This window comes from Aromatoleum toluolicum, from assembly GCF_012911005.2.
GTDB classification, from domain to species: Bacteria; Pseudomonadota; Gammaproteobacteria; order Burkholderiales; family Rhodocyclaceae; genus Aromatoleum; species Aromatoleum toluolicum.
In genome coordinates this window covers 1-16588 of sequence record NZ_WTVS01000043.1, presented here as the reverse complement: position 1 = coordinate 16588, position 16588 = coordinate 1, and the positions used below count along the sequence as shown (strand labels likewise).

General features: G+C 66.0%; 16 protein-coding genes. 7 read left to right on the top strand and 9 right to left on the bottom strand.

The window, feature by feature from the left end:
* Positions 1-76: 76 nt before the first annotated feature.
* The 4 genes from GPA27_RS18530 to GPA27_RS18515 are packed head-to-tail and all read right to left on the bottom strand — an operon-like array spanning position 77 to position 3628.
* Positions 77-736: a peroxiredoxin gene (locus GPA27_RS18530; protein WP_169141971.1), complete on the bottom strand. Its 660-nt coding sequence runs from the start codon at positions 734-736 to the stop codon at positions 77-79.
* Positions 737-783: 47 nt separating this feature from the next.
* A complete protein-coding gene (locus tag GPA27_RS18525; RefSeq protein WP_169141970.1) occupies positions 784-1722 on the bottom strand; it encodes a PLP-dependent cysteine synthase family protein in 939 nt (312 codons plus the stop codon).
* A 23-nt stretch (positions 1723-1745) separates the two neighbouring features.
* Positions 1746-3197, bottom strand: a complete 1452-nt coding sequence (gene moeB, locus GPA27_RS18520) for a molybdopterin-synthase adenylyltransferase MoeB (protein WP_169141969.1) — start codon at positions 3195-3197, stop codon at positions 1746-1748.
* Positions 3194-3628 (bottom strand): M67 family metallopeptidase, encoded by a 435-nt coding sequence (locus GPA27_RS18515; protein ID WP_256223033.1) that lies wholly within the window; start codon positions 3626-3628, stop codon positions 3194-3196. Before GPA27_RS18515 ends, moeB begins: the two co-directional genes overlap by 4 nt.
* Positions 3629-3823: 195 nt before the next feature.
* Here GPA27_RS18515 and GPA27_RS18510 point away from each other — a divergent pair, with 195 nt between their 5' ends.
* The 3 genes from GPA27_RS18510 (at position 3824) to map (ending at position 7283) form a co-directional block, all read left to right on the top strand.
* Positions 3824-6064, top strand: coding sequence for a DUF6351 family protein (locus tag GPA27_RS18510; RefSeq protein ID WP_211165090.1), 2241 nt, complete (start codon positions 3824-3826; stop codon positions 6062-6064).
* A gap of 158 nt (positions 6065-6222) precedes the next feature.
* Positions 6223-6456, top strand: coding sequence for a ParD-like family protein (locus GPA27_RS18505; RefSeq protein WP_169141967.1), 234 nt, complete (start codon positions 6223-6225; stop codon positions 6454-6456).
* On the top strand, positions 6456-7283 hold the full coding sequence (map, locus tag GPA27_RS18500) for a type I methionyl aminopeptidase (RefSeq protein ID WP_169141966.1): 828 nt from the start codon (positions 6456-6458) through the stop codon (positions 7281-7283). The genes GPA27_RS18505 and map overlap by 1 nt, the downstream gene beginning before the upstream one ends.
* Positions 7284-7322: 39 nt before the next feature.
* Here map and GPA27_RS18495 read toward each other — a convergent pair whose 3' ends face one another.
* From GPA27_RS18495 to GPA27_RS18480, 4 genes are all read right to left on the bottom strand, one after another.
* The gene (locus GPA27_RS18495; RefSeq protein ID WP_169141965.1) at positions 7323-9428 is read right to left on the bottom strand and encodes a DUF1631 family protein; all 2106 of its coding nucleotides are present in this window, start codon (positions 9426-9428) and stop codon (positions 7323-7325) included.
* 146 nt (positions 9429-9574) lie between these two features.
* Positions 9575-10120, bottom strand: a complete 546-nt coding sequence (locus GPA27_RS18490) for a methyltransferase family protein (RefSeq protein ID WP_169141964.1) — start codon at positions 10118-10120, stop codon at positions 9575-9577.
* Positions 10121-10153: 33 nt separating this feature from the next.
* Positions 10154-11407: a beta-ketoacyl-[acyl-carrier-protein] synthase family protein gene (locus tag GPA27_RS18485; RefSeq protein ID WP_169141963.1), complete on the bottom strand. Its 1254-nt coding sequence runs from the start codon at positions 11405-11407 to the stop codon at positions 10154-10156.
* Between the two features lie 3 nt (positions 11408-11410).
* Complete coding sequence (locus GPA27_RS18480) at positions 11411-11653, bottom strand: acyl carrier protein (RefSeq protein WP_169141962.1); 243 nt, start codon at positions 11651-11653, stop codon at positions 11411-11413.
* Positions 11654-11746: 93 nt separating this feature from the next.
* Between GPA27_RS18480 and GPA27_RS18475 the strand changes: the two genes are divergently transcribed.
* Positions 11747-12442: a phosphatase PAP2 family protein gene (locus GPA27_RS18475; RefSeq protein WP_246261233.1), complete on the top strand. Its 696-nt coding sequence runs from the start codon at positions 11747-11749 to the stop codon at positions 12440-12442.
* A 39-nt stretch (positions 12443-12481) separates the two neighbouring features.
* On the opposite strand, the gene GPA27_RS18470 is transcribed toward GPA27_RS18475, so the two are convergent.
* The gene (locus GPA27_RS18470; protein ID WP_256223030.1) at positions 12482-12988 is read right to left on the bottom strand and encodes a GNAT family N-acetyltransferase; all 507 of its coding nucleotides are present in this window, start codon (positions 12986-12988) and stop codon (positions 12482-12484) included.
* A gap of 382 nt (positions 12989-13370) precedes the next feature.
* Here GPA27_RS18470 and GPA27_RS18465 point away from each other — a divergent pair, with 382 nt between their 5' ends.
* The 3 genes from GPA27_RS18465 to GPA27_RS18455 form a co-directional block, all read left to right on the top strand.
* Positions 13371-14048 (top strand): OmpW/AlkL family protein, encoded by a 678-nt coding sequence (locus GPA27_RS18465; protein WP_169141960.1) that lies wholly within the window; start codon positions 13371-13373, stop codon positions 14046-14048.
* 147 nt (positions 14049-14195) lie between these two features.
* Positions 14196-15300 (top strand): peptide chain release factor 2 gene (gene prfB / locus GPA27_RS18460; RefSeq protein ID WP_169141959.1). Its coding sequence is split into 2 segments (ribosomal slippage): positions 14196-14276 and positions 14278-15300, totalling 1104 coding nucleotides; the frame shifts between segments, so codons are not numbered across the junction.
* A gap of 21 nt (positions 15301-15321) precedes the next feature.
* On the top strand, positions 15322-16588 hold a 1267-nt coding region (locus tag GPA27_RS18455), incomplete at its 3' end, for a hypothetical protein (protein WP_169141958.1).

The window sequence follows — 16588 nt, the reverse complement described above, 5'->3', positions numbered from 1 at the left end:
GGACTGGCTATTCCCGGTATAGAGCACCGCCCTGACAGACCGCAAGAGCCGGCCACGTATTCGCCACTGTTACTTGCTACTTGGGCTGAGGAACGATGCGCAGGTAGGGCTTGGGAGCCTTCCAGCCGTCCGGGAAGCGGGTCTTCGCTTCCGCGTCGGAAACCGACGGCACGATGATCACGTCCTCGCCCGCCTTCCAGTTGACCGGCGTCGCCACCTTATACTTGGCCGTGAGCTGGATCGAGTCCAGCACGCGCAGCACTTCATCGAAGTTGCGGCCGGTGCTCATGGGGTAGGTGAGCATCAGCTTGATCTTCTTGTCCGGCCCGACCACGAACACCGAGCGCACCGTCAGGTTGTCCTGCGCCGTGCGGTCCTGCGCGCTGCCGCTGGCGTTCGGGTGGATCATGTCGTAGAGCTTGGCCACCTTGAGCTCCGGATCCCCGATCAGCGGGTAATTGACGCGGTGCCCCTGAGTCTCCTCGATATCCTTCGACCAGCGGTCGTGGTCGCTGACGCTGTCCACGCTCAGGCCGATGATCTTGGTATTGCGCTTGTCGAATTCCTCCTTGAGTCCCGCCATATAACCCAGTTCCGTGGTGCAGACGGGGGTGAAGTCCTTCGGATGCGAGAACAGGATCGCCCACCCATCCCCGATCCACTCGTGAAACCGGATCGTTCCCTGCGTCGTTTCCGCCGTGAAGTCCGGTGCATCGTCGCCTAGTCGCAGTGCCATCGCACACCTCCATGCATTCGTTGCTCCCTGTGGTTCCCGTTACCCTGTCACCCGTCCTCGCAAGCCCAGAGTCCGGTCGACACATAGCGCTCGCCGGTGTCGGGCAGCACCGTCGCGATGCAGCGCAAGCCGTCCTCGGCCGCGACCTGGCATGCGACATGCACCAGCGCACCGGCCGACGGGCCGACGAACAGGCCGGTCTTCGCGAGCTTCCGGCACATCGGGATCGCGTCTTCCATGCGCACCGGCAGGCGACGGTCGATCAGGCTCTCGTCGAGAATCGCCGGCACCATGTCGCCCGGATGACCGAGCGGCTTGAGGCCCTCGATGCCGGGGAATTCGTCGGGGATCGCCGCGATCACGATCGTGGCCGGATGGGCTTCCTTGAGCCGGCGCGCGACGCCCGTGAGCGTGCCGCCGGTGCCGATGCCAGCAACGAAGGCATCCGGCGGTTTCCCGGTGCTGGCCACGACGCCCCGCAGCAGTTCCAGGCCAGTGGTGTCGTAATGTGCGCGCCAGTTCTCCGGGTTCGAATACTGGTTGCTGTACCAGTAGCGCTCGGGGTGATCGCGCGCGAGGCGGCGTGCTTCCGCTACCGCGAAGTCGTAGCCTTCCAGCGGATCGGTGAGGATCAGTTCGGCGCCGCTGGCGCGGATGCGGTCGAGGCGTTCGCGGCTGGCATTGCCCGGCACGACCAGGGTGACCGGCACGCCCAGCGCCGCGCCGTACAGGGCGTACGAGATTCCCGCATTGCCGGAAGACGAATCGAGCAGCCGCCGTCCGCCATCGAGGCGGCCGGTCTGAAGGGCCTTCATCAACATGCGCACGACCGGGCGGTCCTTGATCGAGCCACCGGGATTCACGCCTTCGAGGGTGGCGAACACGCGGCAAGCCGGCGCCAGCTCGCGGGCGGCGTGGATCTCGACCAGCGGGACATGTCCGACGCCGGAGAGCAGGGCGGATTCGCGGATCGGGATCGCTGCCATGACCGTCTTCCATTGCGGCACGCTTACGCGGCCGTCGCGCAGAACGCTTCGTAGTCGACGTAGCCCGGGAACGCACGCCCTTCGGCGCACAGGGCGCAGTCGGGATTCGCGGCGAGGCGGTATTCGTCGAAGCGTGCGCGCAAGGCGTCGTAATGCAGCAGCCGCCCGACCAGCGGGTCGCCCAGATCCAGCAGCAGCTTGATCGTCTCGACCGCTTCGAGCAGCCCCACGACGCCGGGCAGCACGCCGAGCACGCCCGCGTCGGCGCACGAGGGTGCGAACTCGGCGGGGGGCGGTTCGGGATAGAGACAGCGATAGCACGGGCCGCGGCGCGCCGGGTAACGCGGCCAGAACACCGTTACCTGCCCTTCGAAGCGGTACACCGAGCCATGTACGCAAGGGATCTGCAGGCGCACGCAGGCGTCGTTGACGAGGTAGCGGGTGGGGAAGTTGTCCGACCCGTCCACGACCACCTCGTAGCCTTCGAGGATGCGTTCGACGTTGGCCGAGGTCAGGCGCTCGGCGTAGGTCGCGACATTCACGGACGGGTTGAGACCCTGCAGCGTGCGGCGCGCGGAGTCGACCTTGCGCTGGCCGATGCGCTCGTCGTTGTGCAGGATCTGCCGCTGCAGGTTGGAGCGATCGACGACGTCGTGGTCGACGATGCCCAGCGTGCCGACGCCGGCCGCGGCGAGGTACAGGGCCGCCGGCGAACCGAGACCGCCGGCGCCTATCAGCAGCACGCGGCTGTCCAGCAGGCGCCGCTGTCCGGCTTCGCCGACTTCCGGCATCGTCAGGTGCCGCGCATAGCGTTCGCGCGCGTGCGGATCGAGGCCGCGCGGGGTCTCGAAGGGCAGGCCTTCGGCCTTCCAGCGCGAGAAGCCGCCCGCCACAGACGCGACCTTGCGATAGCCGAGCCGCTGCAGGTCCTCGGCCGCAAACAGCGAGCGGACACCTCCGCCGCACATCACCAGCAGCGGCCGGTCGGTATCGGGGATGGCCTCCTCCACGCGCAGTTCGAGAAAGCCGCGACCGAGGCGGAATGCGTCGCGGGGACTGCCCTGGGCGATCTCGTCCGCCTCGCGCACGTCGATCAGCGCGGCGCCCTGCGCCTGCTGGGCGAAGGCTTCGCGCGGACTGACCTCGGGCACGCTCGCCTTGAGTTCCGCGATCCGTCGCTCGCGCGCGCCGCCGGCGCCACCGGCGACGGCCGGAACGATCGCGAGCACGGCGCCGTCATGCGGCAGGGCGGCGGCGAGTCCGCCCAGATCGCGCACGTTGTCCGCGCCGAGGTAGACATTGACGAAGGGACGCAGCGAGCCATCCGCCGCACATACGCGTGACAGCAGTCCTTCGTGGCGACGGGCGAGGGCGTGCAGCGCCTCGCCGACCGTGGCGGCCTCGACCTCGACTTCGTCGGCGCCGCCGGTGTAGGAACGCAACGGAGTCGGAATGCGAACGATGACGCGGCTCATGGCAGCACCTCCTCTTCGCCGAACGTTTCGCCCTCCAACCGCCACGATCGCAACTCGGTGGCGACGCCGCCGTTGACCGAGACGATCGGATAGGACCAGCCCGCCCACGCGAATTCGCGATCGGTATCGGACGGCCGGGGCGGATGGTCGGGATGGGAATGCCACACGCCGACCACCTGCAGCCCATCGGCGGCGGCCGCGTATTCGGCGTCGAGATAATCCTGCGGCTCGATCAGGAAACGGTCCGCGGTGCGATCCGGGTGCACGTTGCGAGCGGGATGGACCGCGCACACGGTCACGACATCCGGGTCCTGGCGCCCCAGCAGGAGTCCGCACACCTCGTCGGGATAGCCCGTCTGCGCCGCAGCAATGATGGTGTCGCGCAGAGGGGACGGCAGTCGCAAGGTCGTCATGGGCGAGCCCTTGGTCACAAAATCCAATAACCGACTAAATTCGTCTACTTTGGAATGCGATCGGGCGGCCGGAGTTCGCATAAGCGGCCCCGAAGACGCAAATTTCCATCGGGTGCTCGTTCCGAGGCGTCGTGCGTTGCAGCCGGCCAGCCGTGATCTATACATAAATCATGGACGGCTCCGCCGGACGGGATACGCAGCAGGGTGCCAATAATGAAGGGAAGAAGATGGCTGTGGCCGGGGCTGATCCTTGTCGGATTCGCCGTCGGGGGCCAGTCTGACGGGCGCGGACAACTTGGCCAGCGCCAAGTCGTCGGCCTGCCGCCGGGCTATGACGCCGGGGCGCCCACGGAACCCTATGCGGGACCGCATCCCTCGCGCCTCGAACGGCCGGCCGAAATCTTCCGCTTTCCCATCATGCTCGGCCAGGTCGGCCCGGCCGAGCCCCTTTTTGCCGGGCCGAAGCAATATCCCTTCATCTGCGACACCGCAAAGTCGGGCCTGGGGGTTCCACTCGCGGACAATTCCGAGGGGATAGGGACGCCGGTCGATTCCACCGAAGCCGCCACGGACGGCACGCGCAAGTCAGCGGCCTTCAGCAAGGACTGTCTGGCGCCGACGAAAGCCTGGTACTTCTACAAGCCGGTGGGCGCGAAGCATTTTGCACGTTGGAACGGCGAGTCGGAGGACGTCGATACGATCACCGTCAATGGCGCCCGCGTACCCTTCATCGTGCGTGTCGAGATGGGTACGATCAATCGCTTCATCTACCTCATCGCGGCGCTCAAGGGCGCGCGCGAGCTCATCGACGCTCCCGCCGCCGACCGCTGGAACCGGCGCCTGATCTACCAGTTCTATGGAGGCGTAGGAATCGGTCATCGACAGGGCAGGGCGAGCGTGAAGGCCGTTCTCGACGACCGCCGCGAACAGCTTGCGCAGGGCTACGCGGTCGTCGCATCGACCGGAACGACGAGCCGGAACCACTTCGACATCTGGCTCGCGGAGGACACCGCACTGCGCGTCAAACAGCAGTTCGTCGCGCTGTACGGCGAGCCCGACTACACGGTGGGCGTGGGCGCTTCGGGCGGCGCGATCCAGCAATATCTCCTCGCGCAGAACCGCCCGGGTCTAATCGACGCGGCGATTGCCCAGTATTCGTACCCGGACATGATCACGCAGACGATCCCGGTGTTCGACTGCGAACTGCTCGAGTATTACTTCGACGTCACAGACGGCAACAATCGCGCCTGGCGCAAGGCCGAACACCGACGCTGGATCGAAGGCTTCAATGCCAGCAATCGCCATGAAAGTTCGGGCGGTCTGATGAAGATCGAGGTCACGACCCGCGTGGCCTTCATGATGCGCGGCGAATCGGTGCCCGAACGTAAAGGCGACACGGAATGCGTGGTGGGCTGGCGAGGCCTTACGCCGCTCGTCCTGAATCCACGGTTCGCGCATTTCGAATCGCATCTAACGCGCGACGTTTTCGAGCAGGTGCGCTGGAGTTACTTCGAGGATCTGAAGCGTTTCTTCGGCACCGACGCGCGGGGCTACGCGCGCATTCCGTGGGACAACGTGGGCGTGCAATACGGCCTCGGGGCGCTGCAGAACAAGCGGATCACCCCGAAGCAGTTCCTGCGGCTGAACGCCCGTATCGGCAGCTGGAAGCCGCCTGCAGACATGCAGCGCGAGCATTATTGGCTGATCGACGGCGGCGAGAGCGAGCTGAGCGCCTTTTCACCCTGGAGCGCCCACAACATCAACCTCGGCGCCGAGCGAACTCGTCCGGCGCCGCGCTTCGCAGGCGACCTCGAAGCGATCGCAGCTGCGTATCGTTCGGGCCAGGTCTTCCTCGGTCGCATCGACATTCCGGTCATCGACGAGCGCCTGTACCTCGAAGCCGAGCTGGACATGCACCACACGGCGGCATCGTTCTCCGCACGGGCGCGGATGATCGCGGCCCAGGGCGATGCGGGGAATCAGGCGATCTGGGTGAGTGACAAGGCCTACGACCCGACACCGCGGGCCTTCGCCGCGATCGACCAGTGGCTGCGCGCGAAACGCGCGCGTCCCGAGCTGTCGTGGGCGCAGGTTCGCCCCGGGACGGCCAGCGACCGCTGTTTCGACGCTCGCGGCCGGGTCATGTTCAAGGGCGACCGGGTCTGGGACGGCAACTGGAACCAGCGTCCCACGGGCGCCTGCATGCGCGCCTATCCGATCTACAGCAACTCGCGCATGGTTGCCGGCGACGGGATCACCGGCGACCGCTTCAAGTGCGCCTTGCAGACCGTGTCGGCCGCGCTCGACGGTGGCGTGTACGGGCCGGTGGACATGCGTCCGTACCAGTCACAACTCGAACAGATCTTTCCCGACGGCGTGTGCGATTATCGCCAGCCCGACCAGGGGCGTCCGCTTGACCTGGCGGGCGGCGACGAGGTCAAGGGAGTCCATTAGGGGCAACGAAGATCGTGCCGGTTCGAGACTGTTTGAATCGATCTGGCGAACCATCTGAAACCGCCATAATTGGTATTATGTAAACCACGATATTGGCCGCGTGTTTTCGGGCAATGATAATATACGGAGCATATACAGACCGTACATAGGGTGACCTTGTGGGAATCGTCAAGATCTCGGAGCAGATGCATGAAGCCCTGCGCCGGACGAGCGGCGCGCTCAGCCGCTCCATCAACAGCCAGGCCGAACATTGGCTGCGCGTCGGGATGCTCGCAGAGCTCAATCCGACCCTACGCTACAGCGAAATCTGCCAGATCCTGATCCAGGAGGAAGAGGCGCACGACGCACCCGCAGCGCCCTCCCCGCTGACGAATCTGAGCAAGGTGGCCTGATGGCAAGGAAGCAGCAGGTCCCGATCCGCTCGCAGGCCGAGATCGCCATGGCACGCCGCGCGGGCGCGCTGGCCGCCGACGTCCTGCGCATGATCGGAGAACACGTCCGGGCCGGCGTCACCACCGACGAACTCGACCGCATCTGCCACGACTACATCGTCAACGTGCAGCAGGCCATTCCGGCGAACATCGGCTATCACGGCTACCCGAAGACGATCTGTGCCTCGGCCAATCACGTCGTCTGCCACGGCATTCCGTCCGCGAAGCGCCTGAGCAGCGGCGACATCCTCAACATCGACGTCGCGGTGATCAAGGACGGCTGGTTCGGCGACAGCAGCCGCATGTACTTTGTCGGCAAGCCCGGCGTCCTCGCCAGACGCCTCGTCCGGACCACCTACGAAGCCATGCGCGCCGGCATCCTCGCCGTCCGCCCCGGCGCCACGCTCGGCGATATCGGCCACGCGATCCAGACCGTCGCCCACCGCGAAGGCTTCACCGTCGTGCGCGAGTATTGCGGCCACGGCATCGGCGATGTGTATCACGACGAACCGCAAGTCCTCCACTACGGCCGCCCCGGCGCCGGACTCACGCTCGAACCCGGCATGGTGTTCACGATCGAGCCCATGATCAACGCCGGCCGCCCCGAAACCCGCGAACTGGGCGACGGCTGGACCGTGGTCACCAAGGACCATTCGCTGTCGGCGCAGTGGGAGCACATGGTGGCGGTGACGGCGGACGGGTTCGAGATTCTTACACCTTGGCCGGAGGGGTATGGGGACTATCCGGCTATCGAGGCGGCAGCTCTTGTGCCGGCACAAGCACTTTGAGCGCATGGTTCTGGACGAAAGCGGCTACTGAATTCGTGCTCAGGGTCGCTGGTCGAGCGACTTGATGGCGCCATGGATGGCCCGCTCGAAGATCGGCCGGTCGAGCTTCACGATCTGCGCCGTGCCGTTCTTCAGTCGCACGGCCAGCGCTTCCGGCGTGATCGATATTGCACAGGGCGAGGCGCTGTTGCTGAACAGGAAGAGCGTGCGGCTGCGGTTGATCCACGTCAGTCGCTCGCGGCGGGTTTGTCCCGCCGTGGTGAAGTCCACCCAGTCGCCTCGCACCAGCTGACGCACGCGGCGGAGGTCCGCACGATCCGGTGCGTTTTCCCCGTCGAGGCTGTCGCTGACCGGTAGCGAGATGTCCTGGACGCGGACACCGATGTCCGTCGCATGGCTGACCTGCAGGGTCGGCCCGGCGACGCGCGGCCGCGCCTTCACGACCTTTGCCGCCTTGGCGGCGCCGGGCTTCTTCGCCCGCATGGCAGCGAGTTGCAGGTCGAGCAGCGTGTCCAAAAAGGCCTTGCGCTCGGTGGGCGCCGAACCAATCTCGTCGAAACCGACGTTGATCTCGCTCAGCAGTGTCGGCAGCGAAGCGGCCTGCCGCTGCTGCTCCCCCGCGCGTTGCTTCGGCGTTACCGACCACAGCAGATCGGTCGCGACCTGAATGGCCGCGGCGGTCGGCGCACCTTCCTCGCCGGACTGCGAGATACGGCTCTGCACGACGTCGCGCCAGTAGCTGCGGAGGAACTCCTCGATCTCCAACGGCGCCTCCGGCACCAGCACGCGGGCGATGCAGGCATCCGCCAACTTCTGCGCCCGTGCCTGGGCCTCGCGTCTGAGACGCATTTCCTCCTCGCGGGCGAGCACCGCGTCGGCCAGCGCGCGGTTCTGCAGCTCGTCGCGTTCCTCGCACTCGGAGAGGAAGGCGTCCAACTCGGCGTTGGCCGATTCGAACACCGCCATGTCGCCGTCGTAGGTGCTCTGCACCTTGTCGACCAGCTCGGAGAGCTTCAGATAAAACGGGTCCTCGGCGTTAACAACCTTGCCCCAGCGCACGGCGACCACCGAAAGGCTGTCGAGGAAGAGTCGCGCGGGGTGGCCGCGGTCGGCGAAGAAGCGCTGGTTCAGCATGGCGGCCTGCAGCACCGTCGTCTGCAGGCGGGCCACCAGCGCCTTGATGCCATCCGAGACGTTGGGATCGCTGAAAATCAGGTCGAACAGCTTGACGACGATGTCGAGCGTCACCGCCTCAAGCGGCTTCACGTCGCGCGCGGCGCCGCTGTCGCGCACCATGCGCACGACGTTGGTGTGCGTGCCGGGCGTTCCCGCCACGGGCGCCGCCTGCAGGGTCTTCAGGGAGTTGAACAGTTCTTGGCTGGCAGTCCCCGACTTGGGCATCTCCCTGGCGCCCGTCTCCTTGGTGCGCGCTTCGACCAGGCGGTCCAGGGCGCTTGCCACCCTGGTGGATTCCTCCGCCACCTCGTGGGCGTCAACCGGGATAGTGTCCCGGTAACTGCGCTTGAGCGACGGCAGGATATCGGCCTCGATCATCGCCTCGTTGACCACCCGATAGAGTTGCGGCATCTCTATGGCCATCTGGTCGCCGATCAATTGCAGCAACAGGATGAGCGGACCCGTGTCGGTCGTGACCTCGACGCAGGCCGCCTCGATGCAGGACCACAGCGCCGAGACATTGAAGGTCTTGTCACCAGGCTGCATGGCCCTGCGCAGGACGAGGTAATTGATTCGCCGCTCAAGCGGCTTGGTCTCGTCGCGGCAGGCCAGGGTCACGCGATCCAGCACCTCGCGCATTGCCAGCTGGACGGATTCCTCCGCTGCGCTCAACAGACGCAGGTTCTCCTGGTCGGCCAGGCCATAGCCCGACTTAGTCGCTTCCACGGCGCGCGCCGCGAGATTGGCCCTGAGGGACGCGGCCACCTTCTCCCAATGTGTCGGAAGGGCCAGCTTGAGCGACGCGGCGGCTCTGCTCTCGGCGCGGTCGCGGCTGGTATTGCCGCGCGCGGTCGCCATCTGAGTCAGCAGGGGCCCCAGTTCCTCGAACAACTCGCAGAGGTCGTTTTCCATCTGCGAGCGGCAACCCGCCACGAGCTCACCGAGGGGTGCGGCAACTTTTTCGGTCATGTCCGGCCTGATCACGAGAATCGTTTGGCCCAATTATCACATTTGCCCGTTGTCATGAAGCGGCCGCGTGCAGATTCTGGCCTGAACGCCGCGGCGCCCTGCCGCGCGGTGCGAGCGGCCCCTCCTCCGCATTGTCGATTCCCCGTTCAGAACAGCCACGGGATGAAGCGGCGCGTGCCTCGCATGTAGTCGATATAGGCCTGGCCGAAATAGGCGATGCATTCCTTTTCGTCGGCCCGCGCGGTCAGCAGTACACAGGCGCTGCCGAACAGCGCGAGCGCAAACGCCGGCCAACTCGCGGCGCGGAAGAACATGCCCCAGTCGAGGGCGAGAAGCGCGCTGTACATCGGGTGGCGGATCAGGCCGAAGATGCCGCCGGTAATGAGTTCAGTGGTCTTTTCCCAACCGTAGAGGGAGCTGTCCTCGCGCCGGGTTGCGTCGCGCTTGCCGCGACGACGCAGGGCGATAAAGCCGAAGACCAGCGGCAGCAGGCTCAATTGCAGCAGGGTTTCGGAAATCAGCTGATCGCCGGTTGATTCGCGGTTGAGAACGGCCAGCGCGAGGATCGTTTCCCAGGCGAAGAAGCGGTAGAAGCCGTGGCTGCCGGGATTGCGCAGCGGCTTGCGCGAGAACCACAGCAGGCCTGCGGTGCCGGTGAGCATCAGCGGCAGGTTGGCGATGGGCAGGCTCATGGGTTCTCCGGCAAAACGGCGGATCTTCCTGCCTTACTGTCGGACGGCGCGGAAGACGAGGACTGCGTTGCTGCCGCCGAAGGCGAAGGAATTCGACAGCGCAGCGCGCGGCGCCGCGCCTTGCCGGGCGACGGTCAGGTGTTCGACGCCGCTACAGGCGGGATCCAGATTGTCGGCGAGGTTGACGGTGGGCGGCAGGACGTCGTCGCGCAGTGCGAGCACGGAGGCGATCGCCTCGATGGCGCCGGCGGCACCGAGCAGGTGGCCGTGCATCGACTTCGTGGCGCTGACCGGCAGCGTTTTCGCGCGCTCGCCGAACACGGTTCTCAGCGCCGCGACCTCCACCGGGTCGCCTTCGGCGGTGGCCGTTCCGTGGGCGTTGATGTAGTCGATGTCGTCCGCGGCCAGCCCGGCGTCGGCGAGCGCCGCCTGCAGCGCGCGGATCTGGCCGGCAGCCTCGGGACGCACGAGGTGGCTGTGGTCGCAGCTCGCGCCGTAGCCGACGATCTCGCCGTGGATGGTCGCGCCCCGGGCAAGGGCGTGATCCCGATCCTCGAGGACCAGCGCGGCCCCGCCTTCACCGAGGACGAGGCCGCGGCGGTCGGCGGCGAAGGGGCGGCAGGCTGCGGGCGAGGTTTCGGCGTCGCCGGGGGCCATGACGCGCAGGGCTTCCCAGGCGCGCGCGACGCCGTAGGCCTGTGGCACGTCGGAGCCGCCGGTGACCATGATCGTCGCCTCGCCCGAGCGGACGCGGCGGAAGGCTTCGCCGATCGCCACGGCCGAGGACGCGCAGGCGACGGTGTGGCTGGTGCTGACGCCGCCCAAACCCAGCTGGATCGAGATGTGGGCGTTGGCGGCGTTGTTCATGCCGAGCAGCACCGAGAGCGGCGACAGGCGTTCGCGGCCCCGCTGCCACAGTTCACGGTAGCCCTTTTCATACGCGAGGGTGCCGCCGAGCGCGGTGCCCCAGGACACGCCCCAGTCGTCGCGCGATTCGTCGCCGGCCGTGCGCACGAGGCCGGCGGCGTCCCATGCATTGAAGGCGGCCGCCATGCCGAGCTGGGCGAAACGGTCCATCATCGCGGCCAGGGGCTTGCCGAGCGCGGCATCGGCATCGAAGCCCGGACACGCGACGAACGGAATCGACAAGGGCCGCGGCTGGTCGTCCGTGAGCAGGTGGCGGACCGCCGATTCGCCGGCGCACAGCCGGGTGAAGAAATCCGCCAGATCGCCGCCGTAGGGGCTGGCCAGACCGAGGCCCGTAATCGCAACCCGACGCCGGACCATGACTCAGCTCGCGTTCGTTGTGGTGATCAGGCCATCCATGGCGGCCACCATGTCGCCCACACTGTTCGGATTTTCGAGCTCGTTCGGGACCTTGATCCCGAAGCGGTCCTCGAACGCGAACATCAGTTCGAGCATCATCAGCGAGTCGACGCCGAGGTCGACCAACAGCGCGTCTGCAACCACCTTTTCGGACGCAACGCCGAGGCGTTCGTCGAGAAATTCGCGAATAAGTGCAATTGAATTCATAGGGCGCGAATTTTATATGAAATCAAATGTTTCACGATAGATTCGTCGGGCATTTCCGGTGTGTTCACCGATGTTTGATACTATCCGGCGGCCATGCCGACACCCTCCGCCCTGCCGCTGGTCGCGGCGCCTCGCCTCGCCTGGTTCCGCCAGCTGGCTGTCCGTTTCGCCATTCTCTGGCCGCTCAAGGCGGCGGGCACCATGACTTTCATGGTGCTGTTCTTCTGGGGCTATTTCACGGTGCTCCGCCATCCGCTGACGGCCCCGACGATGATGCCCCGCCTCGTCGTCGATGAATGGATCCCCTTCTCCGCCGCCGCGTTTCCGGTTTACGCAAGCTTGTGGGCATATGTCTCGCTCCCACCCGCCTTCATTGGCAGCCTGCGCCCGCTGCTCTGGTTCGGCGCATGGATCTCGGCGATGTGCCTGTTCTGCCTCGGCATTTACTGGCTGCTTCCGACGTCGGTGCCGCCAGCGGGCATCGACTGGTCGGCGTACCCGCAGCTGGCCGCGATCAAGAATGTGGACGCGGCCGGCAACGCCTGCCCGTCGCTGCACGTCGCCTCGTCGGTATTCACGGCGTTGTGGCTCGAGCGCATCGCCCGGGCGGTGGGGGCGCCGGCGGCGCTGCGCTGGGGAAACGCCCTGCTCTGCGCGGCAATTGTGTGGTCGACGATCGCCACGCGCCAGCATGTCGTGCTCGATGTCATCGCCGGCGTCCTTGTCGGCTTGGCCTTCGCGCTGCCTTCGCTGCGGCATGTGGCGCGGATGGCCCCGAAGGAGCTCTGAGGGTGCGGCGCCGCCAATCCCGCGCGGCGTCATCGTGCTTCAGGCGATAGGGATCGGGTGATTCCCAAGCGGCTTCTGCCAGAACAGCGCACTGCCAGCGCGCACATCGAGCGTGTAATCGCGAAAACCGAACTTCGCATAAGCCGCCCGCGCCGCTTCATTCCCGCTGAGAACCTCCAGCGTGAGCTTGCAGCATCCCCGCTCCCTGGCCGCGGCTTCCACCGCCTCCAGCAGATGCTGGCTGACGCCACGTCCGCGGTACACCGCGAGAACGACGAAATCGTGGATGTTGACCAGCGGCCTTGCGGCGAAGGTGGAGAACGCTTCGAAGCAATTCGCCAGCCCTACCGCGACGCCATTCTCGTAGGCGATCAGGCTGAAGGCATGCGGCAGGCGCGCAAGCTCGCGCACGACCCTTTCCTTGACCTCGGCCGGCAAGGCCTCGCCGCCCCCCATCGGATCGCGCGCATAGGCGTCCAGCAGCTCGACAATGGCATTCGCATGAATGGGGTCGTGATAGTCGGCACGAATGACTTCGATGGACACGTGTATTTTCTCGGACGTTCGTTTCGGACGGATAACCATCATACCGTGGCGGATTGCTCCTGCTCGCGGACCTGCGTCCGTACGGCATCTGCATCACCGCAATCTTTGCCGCACTGCAGCAAAAGCGGGCAAGGTTGCGCCATGCGTTCAGCCAACGAGATCGGTCGATCAGCGAACAGCGGATGTCGGTCAGCTGGGAGCCGGCTGGAAACCAGCGGCCTGCCTGCATTAACCCCGGATGGATAGATCCCACAATTCCATTACGGGCTTTTTTTGACTTTCGTCAAACATGAGTGAAATTTTTGTGCAATGCACATAGCCACGCCCGAAAAGTGGGTAATATGCCCCACAATTCATTCGCGTCATGCAAGAGGAGTAGCTCATGAAAAAATCGCTCGTCATCGCCTCCCTGCTCGCCCTGGGCACTGCAAGCCCCTTTGCACACGCCTACAAGGCGGGAGACTTCGTCGTCCGCGCAGGTGCGGCGCGGGTAGCCCCGGAAATGGGCGGGTCCGACGTCTCGTCCAGCGCCACCGGCAAGATCGCGGGTTCGAATGCCACGGTGAGCGACGATACCCAGCTCGGCCTGACGTTCGGCTACATGCTGACCGACCATGTCGGCGTCGAATTGCTCGCAGCCACCCCGTTCAAGCACAGCGTCAGCGTCAAGGGACTGCCCGCGGGTCTCAACGGCAGGCTCGCCACCATCGAGCAACTGCCGCCGACCGTTACGCTGCAGTACTTCCCGATGGACTCCAGCTCGAAGTGGCAGCCGTACGTCGGCGCCGGCATCAACTACACGACCTTCTTCAATGAAGACCTGACGGACGGGCGCAAGGCACAGGGCTTTTCCCACCTCGATCGCGAGGACTCGTGGGGGCTCGCCCTGCAGGCCGGTATCGACTACATGCTGACCGACCGGATTGTGCTGAATGCGGCCGTGTGGCGTATCGGCATCGACAGTCATGCCACCGCGCGGCACCCCGTGCTCGGGAAGGTCAAGGTCAGCGTCGAGATCGATCCGTGGGTGTACATGGTTGGCGTCGGCTACAAGTTCTGATCCGGCCCTCCCCGGCACACACAACGGCGACCCGCGGGTCGCCGTTGTTTTTGGGCTCACACGAAAGACCTCGCCCTCGGGCAAGCGCGCGGCGCGATCCGATCGGGGTATACTTACGGGTTTCCCAGAATCGCCCGGAGCCCCGCCATGGAAGCAGAACGCATCAATGCCCTCGCCCTGAAACTAGACGACCTGCAGGCCCGCGGTCGCGAACTTCGGAGGTATCTTTGACTACGATGAAAAGGCGTCGAAACTCGAAGAAGTAACCCGCGCGCTGGAAGATCCGGCCGTCTGGAACAATGCCGAGAAGGCTCAGGAACTCGGCAAGGAAAAACGTCAACTCGACGATATCGTCATCAACCTGCGCGACATCGAGCAATCGTCGATCGACCTCAAGGACCTGTTCGAACTCGCTCAGGCCGAGGACGACGAGGACACCCTGAACGCCGTCGAAGGCGACCTCGCCCCGCTCGAAGCGAAGGTGCACGCACTCGAGTTCCGCCGGATGTTCTCGAATCCGATGGACCCGAATTCCTGCTTCATCGAAATCCAGGCCGGCGCCGGCGGTACCGAAGCCCAGGACTGGGCAGGCATGCTCGAACGCATGTATCTGCGCTACTGCGAGCGCAAGGGTTTCGCGGTCGAGCTCATGGAAGAGTCCGAGGGCGAAGTCGCCGGCATCAAGGGCGCCACGATAAAGGTCAGCGGGGACTATGCATACGGTTTCCTGCGCACCGAGACCGGCATCCACCGCCTCGTGCGCAAGAGTCCGTTCGACTCCAACGCGCGCCGCCACACCAGCTTCTCGTCGGTGTTCGTGTATCCGGAAGTCGACGACTCGATCGAGATCGACATCAATCCGGCCGACCTGCGCATCGACACCTACCGCGCGTCCGGCGCCGGCGGTCAGCACATCAACAAGACCGACTCCGCGGTGCGCATCACGCACGAGCCCACCGGCGTCGTCGTGCAGTGCCAGAACGACCGCTCGCAGCACAAGAACAAGGCCGAAGCGATGTCAATGCTGAAGGCCCGCCTGTACGAACTGGAACTGCGCAAGCGCCAGGCCGAGCAGCAGAAACTGGAAGACTCCAAGAGCGACATCGGCTGGGGCCACCAGATCCGCTCCTACGTGCTCGACCAGTCGCGCATCAAGGATCTGCGCACCAACTACGAAGTCGGCAACACCCAGGGCGTGCTCGACGGCGACCTGGACGACTTCATCGCGGCGAGCCTCAAGCAGGGTGTTTGACCGCCCTGCCCCTGCGCACGCATGACGCCTGAGCTTGCCGATTTTCTCGCCCCCGGCGTTGCCGCGGACGACGTGCCGGAACTCGCGCCGCTCGTAGCGGCGCGACCGCTGATCGACGCCTTCATCACGCTGTTCCGCGGCTCCGAGGCCGAGGTCTTGCTGCGCCTGCTGGTGCTGCGCGAGATCGGTCAGGAGGCGGAAACGCCGCGCTGGTCGCCCGATGCCCTGCGCGCGCGCTTCACCTACCTCGACCCGGTGAAGCTCGAAACCGTCCTGAAGCGCCTGCGCGACAACCAGCTCCTCGCCTACGCGGACGACGGCAACTACCACCTCTCGGACCTCGGCCGCAACGCCGTGGCGGCCATCGCCATGCTGCTGCGCTTCTCGGCCGAAGAGGACGCGGAGCTGGGTTTCCTCACCGCCCAGCTCGCCGGCCTGCAGGCGGTCGGCAGCGTCACGCCCGAAGCGCTCGGCCACCTGCTGTCCAAGCTCAACGACCTCACCTGGCACTTCGAGGAGGCGATCGCCTCCGGCTCGGAGTTCCAGATCCTCGGCGCACGCCGCCGCCTTTCCGCCAACGAGCGCTGGCTCGGGCGCGGTACCGAGATTCTCAAGAGCCTGCTGGCCGACCCCGAAGTCGATTTCGAGATCGCGCGCATCGCACAGCGCATCGGCCTCGCCCAGTCCCGGCTCGCGCGTGCCGACGCCAGCTTCCAGCGCGCGCTCAACAAGATCGAGGCGCAGCGCGTCACCCTGGGCGCATCGGGCATCTCGTCGTCCGACGTGACGGCGTGGTTACGCGGACTCGACGCCGCTGCCTTCGCGGCCTTCGCCGAAGGCGCGCTCCTCGTGGTGCCCGAGCTGCCGCTGCTCGCGGGCGGCCACGAGCTCATCGACCGCGCCGAAAGCGTGCTCTCCGACGAAGTCCGCGCCCGCGAAACCGACACCGCACTGCCGCCCCCGGACGCCGCCGCGGTGAACGCCGCGCCCGAGCAGGACGATCTCGCGCTGCTCGAACACTTTGCACGGCGACTCGACATCCTGCCCGCCTCCGCCCCGCTGCACACCGTGGTGGCCGGCGGCGGCTTCGCGCCCGCCTCCTACCGCCTGTCGCTGCTGGCATTGCTGGCCGACGGCGAGTCCGCGGGCCCCGCCGACGGCCCGGTAGGCGAATTCATGCGCCTTCCCGTGGATGTCCACTTCGGCGATACGCTCGTACCGGTCGGCGAAGACGAGATCGCGGCCATGTCCGACGGCCGCGTGATCCCCCGCCCGGAGGCCCCCACAG

Excerpts from the sequence above, each read along its gene's own strand:
- GPA27_RS18530 (WP_169141971.1), bottom strand. The coding sequence starts at position 736 with ATGGCACTGCGACTAGGCGACGATGCACCGGACTTCACGGCGGAAACG.
- GPA27_RS18525 (WP_169141970.1), bottom strand. The coding sequence starts at position 1,722 with ATGGCAGCGATCCCGATCCGCGAATCCGCCCTGCTCTCCGGCGTCGGA.
- moeB (WP_169141969.1), bottom strand. The coding sequence starts at position 3,197 with ATGAGCCGCGTCATCGTTCGCATTCCGACTCCGTTGCGTTCCTACACC.
- GPA27_RS18510 (WP_211165090.1), top strand. The coding sequence starts at position 3,824 with ATGAAGGGAAGAAGATGGCTGTGGCCGGGGCTGATCCTTGTCGGATTC.
- map (WP_169141966.1), top strand. The coding sequence starts at position 6,456 with ATGGCAAGGAAGCAGCAGGTCCCGATCCGCTCGCAGGCCGAGATCGCC.
- GPA27_RS18495 (WP_169141965.1), bottom strand. The coding sequence starts at position 9,428 with ATGACCGAAAAAGTTGCCGCACCCCTCGGTGAGCTCGTGGCGGGTTGC.
- GPA27_RS18490 (WP_169141964.1), bottom strand. The coding sequence starts at position 10,120 with ATGAGCCTGCCCATCGCCAACCTGCCGCTGATGCTCACCGGCACCGCA.
- GPA27_RS18485 (WP_169141963.1), bottom strand. The coding sequence starts at position 11,407 with ATGGTCCGGCGTCGGGTTGCGATTACGGGCCTCGGTCTGGCCAGCCCC.
- GPA27_RS18480 (WP_169141962.1), bottom strand. The coding sequence starts at position 11,653 with ATGAATTCAATTGCACTTATTCGCGAATTTCTCGACGAACGCCTCGGC.
- GPA27_RS18475 (WP_246261233.1), top strand. The coding sequence starts at position 11,747 with ATGCCGACACCCTCCGCCCTGCCGCTGGTCGCGGCGCCTCGCCTCGCC.
- GPA27_RS18465 (WP_169141960.1), top strand. The coding sequence starts at position 13,371 with ATGAAAAAATCGCTCGTCATCGCCTCCCTGCTCGCCCTGGGCACTGCA.